The organism is Streptomyces sp. NPDC005808 (assembly GCF_042871385.1).
Taxonomy (GTDB): domain Bacteria; phylum Actinomycetota; class Actinomycetes; order Streptomycetales; family Streptomycetaceae; genus Streptomyces.
On sequence record NZ_JBIAIK010000001.1, the window covers coordinates 416,683 to 436,133 of the forward strand.

Sequence of the window (19,451 nt, forward strand, 5' to 3'; positions counted from 1 at the left end):
CCGCACGGGTGGGCTTCCGCGCTCCCACCGCCGTGTCGGCGCCTCCGCCCCGCCGCCCTCCCCTTCAGTGGGCGCATACATCTGATCAGCTCCATATACCGCCAAACGTGATCAGAAGCCGACAGCAGAGCATCCCCCGGAGGTTGCAGTGATGTCCCACGACGGCGTCGGACTGCGCGCGGTGATGCGCTCGGTCGCGTTTCTCACCGCTGGCGCGCTCGCGGTACCCCTTCTCACCGCGTGCAGTGCGGAGGACCAGGCGGGCAAGCCGGTGGCCGCGCAGGACATCGCGCCCGCGAACCGCGACCTGATCGCCGACGGCGGCACAATGCGCTGGGCGGTGGACGCCGTACCGGAGACGCTCAACACGTTCCAGGCGGACGCCGACGCCGCCACGTCGAGGGTCGCCGGCGCCGTACTGCCCTCGATGTTCCGGCTCGATCCGAACGGGCGGCCGCAGGCCAACCCCGACTACCTGGACTCCGCGAAGGTCGCCGACCGCGAGCCCAAGCAGGTCGTGCTGTACAAGCTCAACCAGCAGGCCGTCTGGAGCGACGGCCGCGAGATCGGCGCCCCCGACTTCGCCGCACAGTGGCGCGCCCTGTCCGGCAAGGACTCCGCGTACTGGACGGCCCGCAACGCGGGCTACGACCGCATCGAGAAGATCGAGCGCGGCGCCAACGACCTGGAGGTCAAGGTCACCTTCAGTCGCCCCTACGCCGACTGGAAGTCGCTGTTCTCGCCGCTGTACCCGAAGGACGTCATGGGCACCCCGGACACCTTCAACGACGGCGCGCGCCGCAAGCTGAAGGTCACCGCCGGACCCTTCGCGCTGCAGAAGGTCGACCACGAGGACGGCAAGGTCACCCTCGTCCGCAACCCTCGCTGGTGGGGCCGGCCCACCAAGCTCTCCGGGATCGTGCTGAGCGCCGTCCCCCGCGACGAGCGGGCCGCCGCGCTCGCCGCGGACAAGCTCGACCTGGCCGAGATCGACCCCGCCGAGGCCGAGCGGATCACCCTCGCCGCCCGCGACAAGGGCAGCACGCCCCTCCAGGGTCCCGGCGCCGCGCTCACCCCCGAGAAGGCGCTGCGCTCCTGGGCCCTGGCGCACGGCTCCGACGAGGAGGCCGCGGACGAGGAGATCAGCGCCCGTGAGAAGCGCCGCGAGAAGCTCGCGCGGTACGCCGGCCAGCAGTCCGCCCTGCGCGGTTTCGTGGTCCGCAAGTCCCTCGAACCCGCCTACACGCAGCTCGCGCTCAACGGCTCCGAGGGCCCCCTCGCCGACGAGCGCGTCCGCCGCGCGGTGGCCCGCGCCCTCGACCGCGAGGAGCTCGCCAAGCTGGTCCTCGAACCGCTCGGCCTGCCCGCCGTGCCGGTCGGCAGCCACCTCGCGCTCTCGGGCCAGCAGGCGTACGCCGACAACAGCGGCGCCCTCGGCGGCCAGGACACGGCTGAGGCGCGGGCTCTGCTCGCGGACGCCGGCTGGGTGCCCGGCGGGCCGGTCAAGGAGCAGAAGAAGACGGAGAAGGCTGCCGGGTCCGAGGGCGAGGCGGCGGACTCCGCTGCCTCCGAGGAAGGCTCCGACGACGGGACGTACATCGTCGGCGAGGACAACAAGCCCGCCGAGGCCGACCGGGAGAAGAAGAAGGACCCCAAGGACCACTCCAGGAAGAAGTCGGGGCAGTACGCGGACGAGCAGGCCGGCAAGCACCTGGACGGCAAGCAGTACGGGCGCAAGGAGGCGAAGGAGGCCCAAAAGGGAGGCGCGCCCGGCGCGTACGCGCCCAAGGGCACGGCCGCCCCGGCGGGTGCCGCGGCCGGCGCGCTCGCCAAGGACGGCAAGCCGCTCACGCTGCGCTTCGTGGTCCCCTCGGGCCCCGGCTCGGAGTCGCTGCGCGCCGTCGCCGACCGCATCTCGGGGATGCTGGAGCGCGTCGGCATCCGTACGGAGATGAACCGGGTCCCCGACGACAGCTACTTCAAGGACCACATCGCGTCCGGCGAGTACGACCTGGCGCTGTACTCCTGGCCCGCCTCCGCCTACCCGGCCACCGACGCCCGCCCCATCTACTCCAAGCCCGTACCGGCCGCCGACGGCTCCCTCACCGTCGAGCAGAACTACACCCGCGTCGGCACCGACCAGGTCGACCAGCTCTTCGACCAGGCCATCGCGACACTCGACGAGGAAGAGGGACGCTCCCTGGTCCGCAAGGCCGACGCCCGTATCTGGGCCGCCGCCGGATCGATTCCCCTCTACCAGCGCCCCCAGTTGACAGCCGCCCGCACCAACCTCGCGAACACCGGCGCCTTCGGCTTCCAGACCCCCGTCTACGAGGACATGGGCTTCCTGCGAAAGGGCGCGCAGGGCCCGCAGCGGACGGAGAAGAAGGACAAGTAGTCCGCCCGCGCAAGCCACTTCGCTCAGATCGTCCTCAAACCGAGTGCCGGGCGGGACACGACTGGGCAGAGTGTCCCCGACGGCCGGTGATCACCACCGGCCGTCTGCGACACCGGGGGACGACCATGCGCGAGCACACTTTCAGGAACACGGCGGCGGGTCTCGTCGCGTCGGCGCTGCTCGTCGGCGCCGCGGGCTGCACCGGCGGCGCGGACGCCACGGACCGCGGGAACGGGAACGCCGAGGCCGCGTCCTGCGCGTACGCCTGGTCCGGCATCGAACGCGAGCAGAAGCTGACCGGGCTCGCCGACCCGATCAGGCTGAAGAAGACGGACTCCGTGTCGGTGGACCTCAAGCCGCTGCGGGGCGTCAGCTACAAGCCCCGCATGACCTCCATGGCGCCCGGAGTCCGCGCGGCCGACGCCATCAAGGCGCTGGGCAGGCATCTCGAGACGGCGTTTCCCCTCGCGGACCCCTCGGAGCCGGCCGTGCCGAGTGAAGTCGGGGAGCACTTCGAGGCACATATGGGAGACCTTCAGGGGGCGTACTACGCATGGACGTACGTCGATCTCGTCGAGGCCGATTTCACGTACACCTGCCGGGGGGCCGGCGCCGAGCCGGTCGAGGGCCATGTACTGACCTGGGAGAAGACCGGCAGCGGGTTCCTGACCTGCGGCGATCCCATCGACGTCGGAGACATCGCCTCGACGGGCGCCCCCGAGCGCATCGCCGCCCGGGAGACCTGCCCCGCCGATTCTCCCGCCGCGAAGACCGCCTGACCACGAGCCCGGGAACGCCTCCGCGCCCCCTCGCGCACGGGCCCGCGGGGGCCGCGGGTGTCAGGGCCACGTACCATGGGGTAAGGCCGTGGCGTGTTCAGCCCGGCAGGCCCCGTGCTGCGGAGGCCGTCCACTCACTCCGGGAGAAGCGCCTCAATATGGCCACGCGCCACGACATCCGCAACGTTGCCATCGTCGCCCACGTCGACCATGGCAAGACCACTCTGGTCGACGCCATGCTCAAGCAGGCCGGTGCCTTCGCCGCGCACGCCGCCGAGTCGCTCGACGACCGCATGATGGACTCGAATGACCTGGAGCGTGAGAAGGGCATCACGATCCTGGCCAAGAACACGGCCGTGAAGTACCACCCCAAGGATGGCGGCGACGTCATCACCATCAACATCATCGACACCCCCGGCCACGCCGACTTCGGTGGTGAGGTCGAGCGCGGTCTGTCGATGGTGGACGCGGTCGTCCTGCTGGTCGACGCCTCCGAGGGCCCGCTGCCGCAGACCCGCTTCGTGCTGCGCAAGGCGCTCCAGCAGCGCCTGCCCGTCATCCTGTGCATCAACAAGACGGACCGCCCGGACTCCCGGATCGACGAGGTCGTCAACGAGACCTACGACCTCTTCCTGGACCTGGAGGCGGACGAGGAGCAGATCGAGTTCCCCATCGTCTACGCGTGCGCGCGTGACGGCGTGGCCTCGCTGACCAAGCCGGAGAACGGCACCGTCCCCGCAGACAGCGACAGCCTGGAGCCCTTCTTCTCCACGATCCTGTCGCACGTCCCGGCCCCCGAGTACGACGAGGAGGCCCCGCTCCAGGCGCACGTCACCAACCTGGACGCGGACAACTTCCTCGGCCGTATCGCGCTGCTCCGCATCGAGCAGGGCGAGCTGCGCAAGGGCCAGACCGTCACGTGGATCAAGCGCGACGGCACGATGTCCAACGTGCGCATCACCGAGCTCCTGATGACCGAGGCGCTCACCCGCAAGCCGGCCGAGATGGCGGGCCCCGGTGACATCTGTGCCGTGGCCGGTATCCCGGACATCATGATCGGCGAGACTCTGGCCGACCCCGCGAACCCGATCGCGCTGCCGCTGATCACGGTCGACGAGCCGGCGATCTCCATGACCATCGGTACGAACACCTCGCCGCTGGTCGGCCGCGGCGGCACCGGCAAGGGCGCCGCCGCGAAGGCGGCCGTCAAGGACCGCAAGGTCACCGCCCGCCAGGTCAAGGACCGTCTGGACCGCGAGCTGATCGGTAACGTCTCCCTCCGCGTGCTCGACACCGAGCGCCCGGACGCCTGGGAGGTCCAGGGCCGCGGTGAGCTCGCGCTCGCCATCCTGGTCGAGCAGATGCGCCGCGAGGGCTTCGAGCTGACCATCGGCAAGCCGCAGGTCGTCACCCAGGTGATCGACGGCAAGGTCCACGAGCCGGTCGAGCGCATGACGATCGACGTCCCCGAGGAGCACATGGGTGCGGTCACGCAGCTCATGGGCGTCCGCAAGGGCCGGATGGACAACATGTCGAACCACGGTTCGGGCTGGGTCCGGCTGGAGTTCGTCGTGCCGTCCCGCGGCCTCATCGGCTTCCGGACCGAGTTCCTCACCGGCACCCGCGGCACCGGCATCGCCCACTCGATCCACGAGGGCCACGAGCCCTGGTTCGGCGTGCTCACGACCCGTAACAACGGCTCGCTGGTCGCCGACCGCGCCGGCGCCGTCACCGCGTTTGCGATGACGAATCTCCAGGAGCGCGGTGTGCTCTTCACCGACCCCGGCACCGAGGTGTACGAGGGCATGATCGTCGGCGAGAACTCGCGCGCCGACGACATGGACGTGAACATCACCAAGGAGAAGAAGCTCACCAACATGCGGTCCGCCGCGGCCGACTCCTTCGAGGCGATCGTCCCGCCGCGCAAGCTCTCGCTGGAGCAGTCGCTGGAGTTCTGCCGCGACGACGAGTGCGTCGAGGTGACCCCGGAAGCCGTTCGCATCCGCAAGGTCAACCTGGACGCCCGCGAGCGCGGCCGCGCCGCGAGCCGCGCCAAGCACGGCTGATCAGGCCGCTCGGTACAACTGATCCCGGCCGTCCCGTACGCCTGATCCGGCCATCCGGCACGCCTGATCCGGCCGCGCGGCAGGATCGAGTCACCGGCAACTGAGCCCGGGTTCCCTCATGATGGGGGTACCCGGGCTTCTTGCTGCGAAAGATCCAGCCGTCCCGGACGGCGCCCGCAACTGGTTTTCCCGTCGCGCCGTGTCCGAAATACGGTTCCTCCCGCCCGATACATATGTAACAAGTCCGTTTCGCGGGCTTCTCTCGCAGATCATTTTGTCCAGATTTTGGAAGATGTACGTGTCAGCTGTGATGGAACCGAGACCAAAAGGCAGTGGTCGGTATCTGGCTCATGTCAGATAGTTAGCCGCGTAACGCTCGGGTCAATGGGTCATGCGCTGCCGGGGGCAGCGCCGACTCACGAGCACAGTGGGGTGCTTGACCCTCCGTCAGGGGTGTCGGAGGTCAAGCAAGAACCTCTCCTGTCCGTGCACCGGTTGAGTCATGAGGAGGCACAAGATGCCAGCTACGCGTGTTCACCTGCGAGTTGTCGCCCGCCGCGCCCTGGCGCCCAGCGACTACTAGGCATACGTCTCTCCTGATTCACATGGTCCGGCCCGTGGCCGCCCTCACCCTGTGGTGGCCCACGGACTCGGCGTACCCATGAAATGGACGAACAATGACCAGTCCGATCGAGATCCAGGGCGCGGAAGCTTCCACCGAGGTCGACGAGAAGGCCGGGCCGAAAGGTTCGGAGAAGCCGGAGAAGCCGGCGGGCCGATCGCCCGGCCAGCTGATGTGGCGCCGGTTCAAGCGCGACCGCACCGGTGTGGTCTCCGCGTACATCGTGCTCTTCTTCTTCCTGATCGCCGCCCTCGCTCCGCTGATCTCGAAGCTGTACGGCAAAGACCCGTACACGCTCTACGGGCAGGACGACCCGACGCTCCTGAACGACTTCAACATGCCGTCAGGACCCAACGGCGGCATCACCTCGGAGTTCTGGTTCGGAATAGAACCGACCCTGGGGCGCGATGTGTTCATGCAGCTCCTGTACGGCATGCGCACCTCGCTCTACACGGCACTCGTGGCGACGCTCTGCATGGTCGTCATGGGGGTGGTGATCGGGCTGGTCGGCGGGTACTTCGGCGGCAGGGTCGACTACTGGCTGGGCCGGCTCACGGACTTCCTGCTGGCGTTTCCCAACCAGCTGTTCATGATCGCGGCCATGCCCGTGATCACGGTGGCGTTCGTCGCTCCCGACGAGGAGACGCCCACCTACATCCGCACGCTCGCCATCGTCGGCGTGCTGTGGTTCCTCGGCTGGATGGGGCTCTCCCGGCTGGTCCGGGCAGTCACCCTCTCGCTGCGTGAGCGCGAGTTCGTCGAGGCCGCGAAGGTCGCCGGCGCCTCCCCGTGGCGGATCATCCGCAAGGAACTGCTGCCCAACCTCGTCACACCGATCCTGGTGCAGGGCACGTACCTGCTGCCCAGCACCATTCTGTCGGTCGCGTTTCTCTCCTTCGTCGGCGTCGGTTACACCGAGCCGACCCCAGACTGGGGCCGGATGTTCGCCATTGGGTCGGACATCTACGAACAGGACCCCGTCTACATGTTCTTCCCGGGTGTCGCCATGGTCGTCTTCGTCGTGGCGTTCAACCTCCTCGGGGACTCCGTCCGGGATGCCTTCGATCCCAAGACGGGCCGCTGATACCAGCGAGGGCCGCTGCCACCCGGGAGCCGGCGACGGGGCCGTGCACTGCAGGCAGCACCAGTGACCACTACTCACAGGCAGGTGGACTCAACTCCATGAGCATCCTCAGTTCCCGCAGAGGGCGGACCGCAGTCGCCGCGGTCGCGGTCGGCGCCCTGGCGCTGGCCGGCTGCAGCAGCAGTGACAGCGGCAGCAACGGCAACGACAGCAAGCAGAAGGAAGACGCCGCAGCGCAGTCCGCCGCGGTGAAGTTCGGCACCGCCGCCGACTCGACGGGACCCGCCGAGGAGGTCGTGGGGGCCAAGCCCGGCGGCACCATACAGGTCTATCAGGAGACCGACTTCTCGCACCTGGACCCCGCCCAGATCTACGTCAGCGACGGCGGCCTGCTCTCCAAGCTGATCTACCGCGGTCTGACGACGTACAAGGAGGACGGCAAGGGCGGCCTCACCGTCGTCGGCGACCTCGCCACCGACCCGGGCAAGGTCACCAACGGCGGCAAGACCTGGACGTTCACGCTGAAGGACGGCGTCAAGGACGAGACCGGTCATGTGATCGACTCGGCCGACATCAGGCACACCATCGAGCGGCTCTACGACCCGTTCATCACGGACGGCCCCACCTACATCCAGCAGTGGCTGTCGGGCTCCGGTACCACCTACCGCGACGCGTACGAGGGTCCGTTCAAGGGCAAGCACCTGCCGGACACCGTGCTGGCCACGCCCGATGCCAAGACCGTCGTCTTCAACTTCAAGACGCCCCAGCCGGACCTGGCTCAGGCCCTGGCCATGGCCGGATACTCCATCGTGCCCGAAAAGACGGACACGAAGGAGAAGTACGACACCGACCCGGTCGCCGTCGGTCCGTACAAGATCCAGGAGTTCAAGCCCGGCAAGAGCATGTCGCTGGTCAAGAACACGAACTGGGACGCCGACACGGACCCGATGCGCCACCAGTACGTCGACGGCTTCAACATCGAGGTCAACCACGACGACGAGGACCAGACCAAGACGATCCTCGCCGACCGCGGTGACGCCCAGAACGCGATCATGATGACCGGTCAGGTCGCCACCACGCAGGTGCAGCAGGTCGTGTCCGACCCCGCGGCGCTGAAGCGCACGGTCGACGGCTACGCGCCGTACGTGTGGCAGCTGAACTTCAACCTGGACCGCGTCAAGGACAAGAAGCTCCGCGACGCGATCACCCTCGCCCTGCCGGCGACCTCGGTCTTCAAGGCCGACGGCGGTGCCTACGGCGGTGAGGTCGCCAACAGCCTGATGTCGCCCACCACCCCGGGCTACGACAAGGCGTACGACCCCTTCAACCGGGCCAAGAAGCCCAACGGTGACATCGAGGCGGCCAAGAAGCTGATCGAGGAAGCCGGCGCCGACGGTAAGAAGATCGTCTACGCCTACGCCAACACCCCGGTCCGCCAGCAGCAGGCACTTCTCATCGAGAACGCCCTCGGCAAGATCGGTCTGGACGTCCAGAAGAAGGAGGTCGACTCCGCCACCTGGTACGAGCAGGTCGGCAAGGTCGACAACGGCTTCGACATCTACATGACCGGCTGGGGCCAGGACTGGCCGTCCGCCAGCACCGTCTTCCCGCCGCTGTACGACGGCACGCAGATCCAGGACGGTGCGTCGAACTACGCGCACATCAACGACGACCACGTGAACTCCGAGATCGTCCGCATCCAGAAGATCACGGACTCCGCGGAGGCATCCAAGGCCTGGAACGCCCTCAACCAGTACATCAGCGAGAAGGTCAACCCGGCCGCGCCGATCTACTACACCAAGGTGTTCCAGATCGCCGGTTCCAACGTGGGTGGCCTGCGCTACTCCACGGTGACCAGCTACATCGACCCGACCCGGGTCTTCCTCAAGAGCTGACCACGGTCCCGGGGGCGCACTCAGCGGAGTGCGCCCCCGGGTGCTCCTGTCCGTCCCTGGCCGTAGCCGTCCCGAGAGCAGCGTTCCGCCATGCTTCGTTTCCTCCTTCGCCGGACGTTCGGCGCGATGCTCATCCTTTTGCTGATCAGCGTCGTCACGTTCCTCATGTACTACGCCATTCCCCAGGACCCGGCGTTGCTCTCGTGCGGCAAGAACTGCACCCCGGACGCGCTGGCGATCATCCACAAGAACCTGGGCATGGACGATCCGCTGCCTGTGCAGTACTGGAAGTTCCTCTCCGGCGTCTTCGTCGGGCGGGACTTCGCCGTGGGCCACTGCCCGGCCCCCTGCTTCGGCATCTCCTTCCGTGACCAGCAGATGGTCTGGGACACGATCATGGATCGCTTCCCGCTGACGCTGTCGCTCACGGTCGGCGGCCTGGTCGTCTTCCTCATCGTCGGCCTCAGCACCGGCATGGTCGCCGCCCGCTACCGGGGGACCTGGCTGGACAAGGGTGCCAGCGGCATCTCGCTGGTCCTCAGCTCGTTCCAGATCTACTTCCTCGGCCCGATCGTCCTGGGCATCTTCGTCTACAGCACGGGCTGGCTGGACAAGCCCAAGTACGTGCCGCTGACCGAGAATCCATGGGGGTGGTTCATGGGCCTGCTGATCCCCTGGCTCGTCATGTCCGTGATCTTCACCGCCAACTACACGCGTATGGCACGCTCGACGATGATCGAGCAGCTCCAGGAGGAGCATGTGCGCGCGGCCCGCGCGAAGGGCATGTCCGGCAGATACGTCTTCTTCCGGTACGCCTGGCGCGGCTCGCTCATCCCCATCCTCACCATCCTCGGCATGGACCTCTCCGCACTGCTCGGCGGCGCCATCGTCACCGAGTTCACCTTCGGTCTCGCGGGCGTCGGCCGGCTCGCTGTCGACTCGGTGATCGGCAAGGACCTGCCGAAACTGATGGGCGTGATGCTCGTCAGCGCCGCGTTCATCCTTGTACTGAACGTCATCGTCGATGCCCTGTACGCGGTGGTCGATCCGCGGGTACGACTGGCGTAGTCCAGTAGTCCCAGTAGTCGGCTAGCCCGTAGTAGCCCCGCAGTAGCTGTGCCGCAGTCCTGCTCGTCGTCCTGCTTCGTAGTACCGGGAGAAACCCCAGTGACCACTCTCACCAAGCCGGAGGACGCGCCGGCTCCCACCGGATCCGACGCGTTTCTCTCGGTCCGCGACCTGCACGTCCGGTTCTCCACGGAGGACGGCGACGTCAAGGCGGTCGACGGTCTCTCCTTCGACCTGGAGCGCGGTACGACCCTCGGCATCGTCGGTGAGTCCGGGTCCGGGAAGTCCGTCACCAACCTGACCGTCCTGGGCCTGCACAGTCCGCTCAACACCACGGTCGATGGCGAGATCGTCCTCGACGGCCAAGAGCTGACCACCGCCACGGAGAGCGAGCTGGAAAAGCTCCGCGGCAACAAGATGGCGATGATCTTCCAGGACGCGCTGACCGCGCTGTCGCCCTACCACTCGGTCGGGCGGCAGATCGGTGAGCCGTTCCGCAAGCACACCGGGGCCTCCAAGAAGGAGGCGAGGGCGCGGGCGATCGAGATGCTGACAAAGGTCGGCATCCCGCACGCCAAGGAGCGTGTGGACGACTACCCGCACCAGTTCTCCGGCGGTATGCGCCAGCGTGTGATGATCGCGATGTCCCTGGTCTGTAACCCGGATCTGCTGATCGCCGACGAGCCGACGACGGCCCTGGACGTGACCGTCCAGGCGCAGATCCTGGACCTGCTGAAAGACCTTCAGCAGGAGTTCGGCTCCGCCATCATCATGATCACCCACGATCTCGGAGTGGTCGCGAACATGGCGGACGACCTGCTCGTGATGTACGCGGGCCGGGCGGTGGAGCGCGGCACGGTCCGCGAGGTGCTCAAGGCGCCGCAACACCCTTACACCTGGGGGCTGTTGGGATCCATGCCGCGCCTCACGGCGGATGTCGACGAACCGCTGGTCCCCATTCCGGGCGCGCCCCCGTCGCTGCTGAACCCGCCCTCGGGGTGCCCGTTCCATCCGCGGTGCACCTTCAGGGGTGAGGTCGAGGGCTCCGACCGCTGCGTGGACGTACGGCCCGAACTGCCGGTGGGGCGTGGCTCGGCCTGCCATCTGACACCGGATCAAAAGAGCCACATCTTCATCGACACGATTCGGCCCAGGCTGGGCTGAGGGGACTGACTGTGAGCGACGACAAAACCGCGGTCGTGACCGACGCGATCCCCGGGCAGCGGGACGAGACACGGGAACCGCTGCTGCGTGTCACCGACCTCAAGAAGCACTTCCCGGTCAAGGGGGGCTTCCCGATCAAACGCACGGTCGGCGCCGTCCAGGCCGTGGACGGGGTCTCCTTCGACGTGTTCCCCGGCGAAAGCCTGGGCGTGGTGGGCGAGTCGGGCTGCGGCAAGTCCACGATGGGCCGCCTGCTGACCCGGCTCCTGGAACCGACGGACGGCACGATCTCGTACCGCGGAAAGGACATCAGCCGCTCCACCCGGCGACAGCTGCGCCCGATCCGCTCCGAGATCCAGATGATCTTCCAGGATCCGTACGCCTCTCTGAACCCCCGTCAGACGGTCGGCACGATCATCTCCGCCCCGATGGAGATCAACGACGTCCGTCCGCCGGGCGGCCGCGAGGCCCGGGTGCGGGAGCTCCTGGAGACGGTGGGCCTCAACCCCGAGCACTACAACCGCTTCCCGCACGAGTTCTCCGGCGGTCAGCGCCAACGTATCGGCGTGGCAAGGGCGTTGGCGCTCTCGCCCAAGCTGATCGTGGCGGACGAGCCGGTATCGGCCCTCGACGTCTCGATCCAGGCGCAGGTCGTGAACCTGCTCCAGGAGGTCCAGCGGGAGATGGGCATCGCGTTCGTCTTCATCGCCCATGACCTGGCGATCGTCCGGCACTTCTCGCAGCGCGTGGCGGTCATGTACCTCGGCAAGATCGTGGAGATCGCCGACCGTACGTCGCTGTACACCGGCCCGCGCCACCCGTACACCCACGCGCTGATGTCGGCCGTTCCCGACGCCGACATCGATGCCGAGAAGAAGGAACGCATCCGCCTGCAGGGCGATGTGCCTTCCCCCATCTCGCCGCCGTCCGGCTGCCGCTTCCGCACCCGCTGCTGGAAGGCGCAGGACAAGTGCGCGCAGGAGGAGCCGCCGCTGGTCCGCCTTTCGGGGAACGCCGAGGGTCATTTGACGGCCTGTCACTTCCCCGAGGACCCGACGATCGAGGCCCGCGCCGAGGACATCATCCTGGACCCGGCGCTGGCGGCGCTGGAGGACGAGATCGCGAAGAACTGAGGATCACGGCCTCTCGGGGCGGGCCACGGTGATGATCTCCGGGGAGGCGGGGGTGAACGACCCCCGCCCCCAGTCCCCGTACCGCTCGTGCACGGCGAGCCCCGCCTCGGTGAGGAACCCGTCGAGCGCGTCCGGGCCCAGGAAGCGCAGCGTGCTGCGACTGACCCGCGGCCGCTCCCACCCCGGGTGGTCGAAGGTCTCGGTGAACGTGACGCGGTCTCCGGCGACGGGTGTCTCGACGTCGTGCCAGATCCGTACGGCATCTCCGCGGGCGTCCGTCACCTCGCGCACGTGCTCGGGAGTCCAACTCTCCCAGGCGCGGGCGGCGGGATTGCGGGTCTCGAAGACGAACCGGCCGTCGGGGGAGAGGGCTTGGTGCACCGCGCCCAGGGCGTCGCGTAACTGCTCATCGCCCAGCAGGACCTGAAACGCGTGGCCGGTCATCACGACGAGGTCGAACTCGCGCTCCCACCGCGTCGCGGCGAGATCCCCGAGCACCCACTCGACGCCCGGCCGCCGCCGCGCCTGCACCAGCATCGCCGCGGCGGGATCGAGCCCGCAGAGCCGTCCTTCGTGACCGGCCTCGCGGGCCCGCCCGAGCAACTGACCCGTCCCGCACCCGACGTCGAGCACGGACCGTGCGGACAGGACGAGGTCCAGACAGAAGTCGTCACCGAGGCCCCAGGGATTGAGGGTGTCATACAGGGCGGCCAGTGAGAGGTCACTGAACGAACGGTCAGCCATCGCAGCAGTCTCTCAGCCCGTGCGCTCGCCCGAACCATGGATCATGACACTGGCGACGCTCGCGAGCCTGCCGTAACTGTGGTGAAACGTAAGGGAGTTGGAAGAAGGCGAGGCAACTGGCGTCCTCTTCGGCGTGGCAACCACCCACCGGCCGGTGGAACCCGCATTCCCGTGGGAAATGTGCCGGCGGGACGAGGGAGATTAATCGTTCGACATCGAACGGCTGGGCCGGGGATGCTTCACCTCGATGACGACGACGCGAACAGACACGCCTCCCGCCTGGGACGAGCGCACCCAGCTGGCCACTTTCCTGGACTACGTCCGCGCGACGGCCCGCGCCAAGTGCGAGGACGTCTCCCCGGAGAACGCCCGCCAGGCGCCGCTGCCGGGCTCCCCGTTGATGACCCTGTGCGGACTGATCAGCCACCTGCACTGGGTCGAGTACTACTGGTTCCAGGTGGTGTTCCTCGGCGAGGAGGACGAAGGCCCGTGGACGGACGAGGATCCCGACCGTGAGATGCGCATCGCCGTCGACGTTCCGCTGACGGACCTGCTGGACCGGTACGAGGAACAGTGCGTGCGCTACCGCCGGCTGGTGGCCGAGCACGACCTCGACACCACTGCCAAGCGCCCCGTCCGCGACGGCCTCCATGTCAACCTCCGCTGGATCATCCTCCACCTGGTCGAGGAGACGGCCCGGCACAACGGCCACCTCGACATCCTGCGCGAACTGGCCGACGGCCGGACCGGTGACTAGACCAGAGCGGTGACCAGACCGGACCGGTGACCAGACCGGACCGGTGACCAGACCATGGGAGCGACAGGCTTGCTGAACCCCACCATCCGCACGCTCACCTTCGACTGCACCGGCGATCCGTACGATCTCGGCCTGTTCTGGAGCGAGTTGCTCGGCCGTCCCCTGGCCGACGACGACAAGCCGGGCGACCCCGAGGCGTTGATCCGGGACGCCTCCGGCGGACCGAGCCTCCTCTTCGTGCACGTACCCGAGGACAAGGCGGCCAAGAACCGGGTCCACCTGGACCTGCAGCCGCAGGGGCGCACCCGGGCCGAGGAAGTCGCGCGGGCCCTCGCTCTCGGCGCCCGCCAGATCGCGGACCACACCCGCCCGGACGGCGGCGGGTGGGTGGTCCTGGCGGACCCCGAGGGGAACGAATTCTGTGTGGAGCGGGGGGAGTTGGGCTGACCCCTGCGCCGCTCAGGGGCGCCGCCGGCCTTCAGGACGCCGGAAGGTGCCGGTCTGCCCCTTTCGAGCGAGTGAGGTCGATGCGAGGTCGATGCGAGGTCGATGCGCCCCGCCCAGACCAAGACGAAGGCCCGTGCTCCCCTCAGGGATGCACGGGCCTTCGTTCCCCGGGAACCGGACGTTCGTCTGCTCGGGTCAATGGGCCGGCGAACCTCGGTCCCGCGGGTCACGGGCTGACGATAGGGGCGTATGTCAGGCCGCGACCTCGGGGTCCTTGGAGAGGCGCGGAGCCGGGACGGTCTCCTTCACCTCGGGATAGTGGCACGCCGTCAGGTGGCCGTCGCTGCTCCCGCCGATCTGGACCAGCGGCGGAGCCTGTGACGCGCACTTGTCCGTGGCCTTCCAGCAGCGGGTGCGGAAGCGGCAGCCGGAGGGCGGATTGAGCGGCGAGGGCACGTCACCGGTGAGAAGAATGCGCTCGCGGGACGGCACGTCGTCCGCCGTGGCCTCCGGGACCGCGGACAGGAGCGCGCGCGTGTACGGGTGCCGCGGGTTGTCGTACAGGTCCTCGCGGTTGGCGATCTCGACGATCTTGCCCAGGTACATGACCGCGACGCGCTGTGAGAAGTGCCGGACGATCGCCAGGTCATGGGCGATGAAGAGGAACGCGATGCCCAGATCCTTCTGGAGATCCTGAAGGAGGTTCACGACCTGGGCCTGGATCGAGACGTCGAGGGCCGAGACCGGCTCATCGGCCACGATCAGCTTGGGAGAGAGGGCCAACGCCCTTGCCACGCCTATACGTTGGCGCTGACCGCCGGAGAACTCGTGCGGGAAGCGGTTGTAGTGCTCGGGGTTGAGGCCGACGGTTTCGAGGAGTTCCCGTACGCGGTTCTCGCGGCCGCCCGACGGGTTGATGTCGTTGATCTCCATCGGACCCGAGATGATCTTTCCGACCGTCTGACGGGGGTTCAGCGAGGCGTACGGGTCCTGGAAGATCATCTGGATCTCGGAGCGAACCGGGGCGAGCTGTCGGCGGTTCGCGTGCGTGATGTCCTGACCGCGGTAGGAGATCTTCCCGCCGGTGGGCTCCAGGAGGCGCGTGATCAGCCGGCCCGTCGTCGACTTGCCGCAGCCCGACTCACCGACCAGACCCAGGCTTTCGCCCTCGGCGATCTGGAAGTCGAGGCCGTCCACCGCCTGGACCGCGCCGATCTTCCGTTTGATGGGGAAGCCTCCCATCACCGGGAAGTGCTTGGTCAGACCGGTGACGTCCAGGAGGGGGTTCGTGTTGCTCATGATCGTGAGGTCCCGTCTCAGTTACGTCAGTGCGACCGGGTCGCGGCGTAGTCGGCGAAGAAGTCGAGGCGCTGGTCCGCTGTGAGGTGGCAGGCGGCGCCGCGCCCGTCCGTGATCTCCAGTGGCGGCTGCGCGGTGGAGCAGAGGCCGGCCGCGACCTTCTCCGTGAAGGTGCACCGCGGGTGGAAGCGGCAGCCCGTCGGCGGGTTGAGGAGGGAGGGCGGGGTACCGGGGATCGGCGACAGCGGTACGTCGACCGGTCCGTCCAGGCTCGGCATCGAGCCCAGCAGACCCCAGGTGTACGGGTGCTGCGGCTGCCGCAGCACCTCCTTCTTGGTACCGCGCTCCACGCACCGGCCGCCGTACATCACCAGCACGTCGTCCGCGATGTCGGCGATGACACCGAGGTCGTGGGTGATGAAGACGATCGCTGTGCCGAACTCCTGCTGGAGGTCCTTGAGGAGGTCCATGATCTGGGCCTGGACGGTCACGTCGAGGGCCGTCGTCGGCTCGTCGGCGATCAGCAGTTCCGGGTCGCAGACCAGCGCCATCGCGATCATCGCGCGCTGGCGCATACCGCCCGAGAACTGGTGCGGGTAGTCGTCGACCCGCATGTCCGGCTGCGGGATGCCGACCCGCTTGAGCATTTCGATCGACCGCGCGCGGGCCTCCTTCCTGGAGGCGCCGGTGTGCTTGCGGTACGTCTCGCCGATCTGCTTGCCGATGGTGTGGTACGGCGACAGCGAGGCCAGCGCGTCCTGGAAGATCATGGACATCTTGTTGCCGCGCAGGTGCTCCATCTCCCGCTCGGTGGCGGTCAGCAGCTCCTTGCCGTCGAGCAGGATCTCGCCCTCGATGGTGGTGCGGTCGCGGTCGTGCAGGCCCAGGATCGTCAGGTTCGTGACGGACTTGCCCGAGCCCGACTCGCCCACGATGCCGAGCGTCTTGCCCTTGGCCAGGTCGAAGGTGAGACCGTCGACGGCCTTGACGGTGCCGTCTTCGGTGGAGAAGTGGACCTTCAGATCCCTGACGGACAGGAAGGGCTGCTGATCGGTGCTCGTCACGGGGACGCTCCTGAGGGGGGTGATGCCGGGGTAGCTGTCGGGGGCGGGTTGCCCGGGGTCAGGCGAGCCGGATCCGCGGGTCGATGAGGGCGTAGACGGCGTCGACGATGATGTTGAAGAACACGATCGCGCCGGCCGACAGGACGGTGACGCCGAGCAGCATGGGCAGGTCGCTCTTGTTCACGGAGTCCACCGCGAGGCGGCCGATGCCCTGCATGCTGAAGACCGACTCCGTGATGATCGCGCCGCCGATCAGGGTGCCGAGGTCGATGCCGAAGACCGTGACGATGGGACCCATCGCGCCGCGCCAGGCGAACCGGAAGAAGACGTTCGCACGGGAGAGGCCCTTGGCGCGGGCGGTGCGGACGTAGTCCTCGCTGAGCTGTTCGACTAGCTGGGAGCGGGTCATACGGGTGTAGTTGGCGGTGAAGATGATCGCCAGGGTCAGCCAGGGCAGCAGGAGCCCGGAGAACCAGGCGACCGGGTCCTGGGTGAGAGGCGTGTACGAGGGCTGCGAGAACAGGCCCAGTTTGGAGACCAGGAAGTACATCGCGATGTAGCCGACGAAGTAGATCTGCAGCGAGGAACCGAACAGCGAGGCCGAGCTGGCGAACTTGTCCAGGAACTTGCCCTGCTTGAGGGCGGCGATCATGCCCGCGCCGACTCCGAAGATCAGGAACACGACGGCCGCACCGAAGGCGAGTGAGAGGGTCGTCGGCAGCCGGTCGAGGATCGTGCCGAGGACGGGCTCGCGGTTGGCGAAGGAGTAGCCGAGGCAGGGGGCGTTGCAGTTCCCGAAGCCGGCGTAGTCACGTCCGACGAAGACGCCCTTGAGCCAGTCCCAGTACTGCACCGGGATCGGGTGGTCGATGCCCAGGTTGTGCCGGATCTGCGCGAGCATGTCGGGCGTGCAGTTCTTGCCGCAGGACATCATCGCCGGGTCACGCGGGATGGCGTAGAAGAGGCCGAAGGTGATGGCACTGATGATCAGCAGGATGACCAGTGCGCCGAGGACTCGGCGGACGAGGAAGCGGGGCATGGGGGCGTGACTTTCCGGACGGGGCGCCGTCGCCGGGGGCGTGGAGGGGTGAGGGCCGGAGGGGGCGGCCGGGCGAACGGCCGCCCCCCAGGTCGTACGGCTTACTTCATGGCGTACAGCTTGGTGAGCGCGACGCAGGTGTTGCCGCTGTCGTACACGACGTTGCCGACCTTGGAGCCGTGCATCCAGTTGCGGATGGAGTGGTAGTCCGGGACCACCGCGGCCAGCTCCATGATCTGGCGGTCGATGTTGCCCCAGGCCTTGTTCGCCTCGGCGGTGTCCGTGATCGTGGAGGCCGCGTTGATCGCCTTGTTGACGCTCGCGTCGTTCAGCTGGGCGTAGTTGCTGCGGCCGTCGCCGATGTTCTCGCCGCTCCAGCAGGGGTAGAAGACCGAGTAGCCGTTCGGCCAGTCCGGGCTCCAGCCCGCGGCGAACAGGTCGTAGCCGTTGTCGATCTTGCCGATCTGGGTGTAGAAGGTCGACTTGTCGATCTGCTTGTTGACGACCGTGAAGCCGGCCGCCTCCAGAGCGTTCTTGATCGCGACGGCCTGCTTCTGCGCGTTGTCGGAGGCCTGGTAGGCGATGACCAGCTTCTGGCCCTCCTTGCCGGCTTCCTTCAGCAGCGCCTTGGCCTTGGCCGGGTCGCCGCCGGGCTTCGTGGTCACGCCGTACAGGTCGAACTTCTGGTAGCCCGGGGTCACCGGCGAGAGAATCGTGGTGGCCAGCTCGCTGGTGGAGGCGCCGCCGCGGATGGTCTGCAACTGCTGGTGCGGCCAGGCCCAGTTGATGGCCTGACGGACCTTGACGTCCTTGATACGGGTCGTGTTGATCGGCCAGTAGTAGGTGACCGTGTCGACCTCGGTGAGCACGCGCTTCTTGAGCGTGGCGTTGGTGAGGACCTGAGCGATCCGCTCCGCAGCCACCTCGTTGAAGATCGACATGGCGTACTGGTCGTTGCCGGAGTCCGCTATGTAGCGGTCGGTGGAGGCCAGCGGCTCGAAGCCGAACTGGAAGACGAACTTGTCCGGGTAGTTGTTGCGGATCGAGTCGGTCGCCGGGTCCCAGTGATCGTTGCGCACGTAGGTCAGCGACTTGCCGACGCTGCGGCTGCCGATCTTGTACGGGCCGGAGGAGAACGGACGCTTGTCGTAGTCCTCCTTGGTGTCGTTCTTCTTGTTCACCAGTCCGTAGCCCGGCATGGCGAGCGTGAAGTTGAAGTCGGCGCGCGCCTCGGTCAGGCGGAAGGTGACGGTCTTGCCGTCGGTCTCCACGGAGTCGAGGGACTTGCCGTCGTAGGGCCCGGTGTACTTGTCGCCGCCGACCAGCCACTGCTGGACGTAGCGGGGACCCTCGGTGACGAAGGTGGCGAAGAGGCGCTCGAAGGTGTGGCGGACGTCGTCCAGGGAGATGTCCGTCCCGTCCTCCCACTTGATGCCGTCCTTCAGCGTGAAGGACCAGGTCTTGCCGCCGTCCTTCATGGTGCCGGCGTCGGTGGCGAGGTCGCCGACCAGGGTCGCGCCGCCCTTGTCGTCGATCTTGTAGCCGGTGAGGCCGCGGAGGATCGGCCGCGTGATGGCACCCTCGGTGGAGACGTAGATCTGCGCCGGGTCCAGGTGGTCCATGTCGAACTGGTCGAGCGAGTAGATCGTCCCGCCCTTGACCGCTCCCGTGACCTCCGGCGCCGGGCCGGTCGAGTCGGCCTTGGTGCCGACCGGGATCTCCTGGGTCTTCGAGCCGCTGACCGAGGGGACCTTGCTGGCCGACTTGGTGTCACTGCCGCCGCATGCGGTCAGCACCGACGCCGAGGCCGCGACCACACCGGTGGCTATCAGGAAGTTTCTACGCGAGAAAGACATGGGTGAACCTGCCTTGTGAGGACGTTCGGAACGGAT

General features: G+C 67.7%; 15 protein-coding genes. 10 read left to right on the plus strand and 5 right to left on the minus strand.

Annotated elements, in window-relative coordinates; all coding sequences use genetic code 11:
* Positions 1 to 151 precede the first annotated feature (151 nt).
* The 8 genes from ACFYPC_RS01895 (at position 152) to ACFYPC_RS01930 (ending at position 12,209) form a co-directional block, all read left to right on the plus strand.
* Positions 152 to 2,398: an ABC transporter family substrate-binding protein gene (locus tag ACFYPC_RS01895; protein ID WP_388669124.1), complete on the plus strand. Its 2,247-nt coding sequence runs from the start codon at positions 152 to 154 to the stop codon at positions 2,396 to 2,398.
* A gap of 125 nt (positions 2,399 to 2,523) precedes the next feature.
* On the plus strand, positions 2,524 to 3,177 hold the full coding sequence (locus tag ACFYPC_RS01900; RefSeq protein ID WP_388669127.1) for a hypothetical protein: 654 nt from the start codon (positions 2,524 to 2,526) through the stop codon (positions 3,175 to 3,177).
* Between the two features lie 158 nt (positions 3,178 to 3,335).
* Positions 3,336 to 5,243 (plus strand): translational GTPase TypA, encoded by a 1,908-nt coding sequence (gene typA / locus ACFYPC_RS01905; RefSeq protein ID WP_388669130.1) that lies wholly within the window; start codon positions 3,336 to 3,338, stop codon positions 5,241 to 5,243.
* A gap of 677 nt (positions 5,244 to 5,920) precedes the next feature.
* The gene (locus tag ACFYPC_RS01910; RefSeq protein ID WP_388669133.1) at positions 5,921 to 6,949 is read left to right on the plus strand and encodes an ABC transporter permease; all 1,029 of its coding nucleotides are present in this window, start codon (positions 5,921 to 5,923) and stop codon (positions 6,947 to 6,949) included.
* Between the two features lie 98 nt (positions 6,950 to 7,047).
* Entirely contained in the window at positions 7,048 to 8,844 is a 1,797-nt protein-coding gene (locus ACFYPC_RS01915) for an ABC transporter substrate-binding protein (RefSeq protein ID WP_388669136.1), read from the plus strand.
* A 90-nt stretch (positions 8,845 to 8,934) separates the two neighbouring features.
* Positions 8,935 to 9,912: an ABC transporter permease gene (locus tag ACFYPC_RS01920; protein ID WP_388669139.1), complete on the plus strand. Its 978-nt coding sequence runs from the start codon at positions 8,935 to 8,937 to the stop codon at positions 9,910 to 9,912.
* Positions 9,913 to 10,011: 99 nt separating this feature from the next.
* Positions 10,012 to 11,076, plus strand: a complete 1,065-nt coding sequence (locus tag ACFYPC_RS01925; protein ID WP_388669142.1) for an ABC transporter ATP-binding protein — start codon at positions 10,012 to 10,014, stop codon at positions 11,074 to 11,076.
* Positions 11,077 to 11,087: 11 nt separating this feature from the next.
* Positions 11,088 to 12,209, plus strand: coding sequence for an ABC transporter ATP-binding protein (locus ACFYPC_RS01930; RefSeq protein WP_388669145.1), 1,122 nt, complete (start codon positions 11,088 to 11,090; stop codon positions 12,207 to 12,209).
* A 3-nt stretch (positions 12,210 to 12,212) separates the two neighbouring features.
* On the opposite strand, the gene ACFYPC_RS01935 is transcribed toward ACFYPC_RS01930, so the two are convergent.
* Entirely contained in the window at positions 12,213 to 12,953 is a 741-nt protein-coding gene (locus ACFYPC_RS01935; protein ID WP_388669148.1) for a class I SAM-dependent methyltransferase, read from the minus strand.
* 247 nt (positions 12,954 to 13,200) lie between these two features.
* Between ACFYPC_RS01935 and ACFYPC_RS01940 the strand changes: the two genes are divergently transcribed.
* Entirely contained in the window at positions 13,201 to 13,710 is a 510-nt protein-coding gene (locus tag ACFYPC_RS01940) for a DinB family protein (protein ID WP_388669151.1), read from the plus strand.
* Between the two features lie 54 nt (positions 13,711 to 13,764).
* On the plus strand, positions 13,765 to 14,157 hold the full coding sequence (locus ACFYPC_RS01945) for a VOC family protein (RefSeq protein ID WP_388669154.1): 393 nt from the start codon (positions 13,765 to 13,767) through the stop codon (positions 14,155 to 14,157).
* A 252-nt stretch (positions 14,158 to 14,409) separates the two neighbouring features.
* On the opposite strand, the gene ACFYPC_RS01950 is transcribed toward ACFYPC_RS01945, so the two are convergent.
* The 4 genes from ACFYPC_RS01950 to ACFYPC_RS01965 form a co-directional block, all read right to left on the minus strand.
* Positions 14,410 to 15,456 (minus strand): ABC transporter ATP-binding protein, encoded by a 1,047-nt coding sequence (locus ACFYPC_RS01950; RefSeq protein ID WP_388669157.1) that lies wholly within the window; start codon positions 15,454 to 15,456, stop codon positions 14,410 to 14,412.
* Between the two features lie 26 nt (positions 15,457 to 15,482).
* Complete coding sequence (locus tag ACFYPC_RS01955; RefSeq protein WP_388669160.1) at positions 15,483 to 16,520, minus strand: ABC transporter ATP-binding protein; 1,038 nt, start codon at positions 16,518 to 16,520, stop codon at positions 15,483 to 15,485.
* Between the two features lie 58 nt (positions 16,521 to 16,578).
* On the minus strand, positions 16,579 to 17,559 hold the full coding sequence (locus tag ACFYPC_RS01960) for an ABC transporter permease (protein ID WP_388669163.1): 981 nt from the start codon (positions 17,557 to 17,559) through the stop codon (positions 16,579 to 16,581).
* Between the two features lie 101 nt (positions 17,560 to 17,660).
* Positions 17,661 to 19,415 (minus strand): ABC transporter substrate-binding protein, encoded by a 1,755-nt coding sequence (locus tag ACFYPC_RS01965; protein WP_388669166.1) that lies wholly within the window; start codon positions 19,413 to 19,415, stop codon positions 17,661 to 17,663.
* Between the last annotated feature and the right edge of the window lie 36 nt (positions 19,416 to 19,451).

Excerpts from the sequence above, each read along its gene's own strand:
- ACFYPC_RS01960 (WP_388669163.1), bottom strand. The coding sequence starts at position 17,559 with ATGCCCCGCTTCCTCGTCCGCCGAGTCCTCGGCGCACTGGTCATCCTG.
- ACFYPC_RS01920 (WP_388669139.1), top strand. The coding sequence starts at position 8,935 with ATGCTTCGTTTCCTCCTTCGCCGGACGTTCGGCGCGATGCTCATCCTT.
- ACFYPC_RS01945 (WP_388669154.1), top strand. The coding sequence starts at position 13,765 with ATGGGAGCGACAGGCTTGCTGAACCCCACCATCCGCACGCTCACCTTC.
- ACFYPC_RS01910 (WP_388669133.1), top strand. The coding sequence starts at position 5,921 with ATGACCAGTCCGATCGAGATCCAGGGCGCGGAAGCTTCCACCGAGGTC.
- ACFYPC_RS01900 (WP_388669127.1), top strand. The coding sequence starts at position 2,524 with ATGCGCGAGCACACTTTCAGGAACACGGCGGCGGGTCTCGTCGCGTCG.
- ACFYPC_RS01935 (WP_388669148.1), bottom strand. The coding sequence starts at position 12,953 with ATGGCTGACCGTTCGTTCAGTGACCTCTCACTGGCCGCCCTGTATGAC.
- typA (WP_388669130.1), top strand. The coding sequence starts at position 3,336 with ATGGCCACGCGCCACGACATCCGCAACGTTGCCATCGTCGCCCACGTC.
- ACFYPC_RS01950 (WP_388669157.1), bottom strand. The coding sequence starts at position 15,456 with ATGAGCAACACGAACCCCCTCCTGGACGTCACCGGTCTGACCAAGCAC.
- ACFYPC_RS01965 (WP_388669166.1), bottom strand. The coding sequence starts at position 19,415 with ATGTCTTTCTCGCGTAGAAACTTCCTGATAGCCACCGGTGTGGTCGCG.
- ACFYPC_RS01915 (WP_388669136.1), top strand. The coding sequence starts at position 7,048 with ATGAGCATCCTCAGTTCCCGCAGAGGGCGGACCGCAGTCGCCGCGGTC.
- ACFYPC_RS01895 (WP_388669124.1), top strand. The coding sequence starts at position 152 with ATGTCCCACGACGGCGTCGGACTGCGCGCGGTGATGCGCTCGGTCGCG.
- ACFYPC_RS01940 (WP_388669151.1), top strand. The coding sequence starts at position 13,201 with ATGACGACGACGCGAACAGACACGCCTCCCGCCTGGGACGAGCGCACC.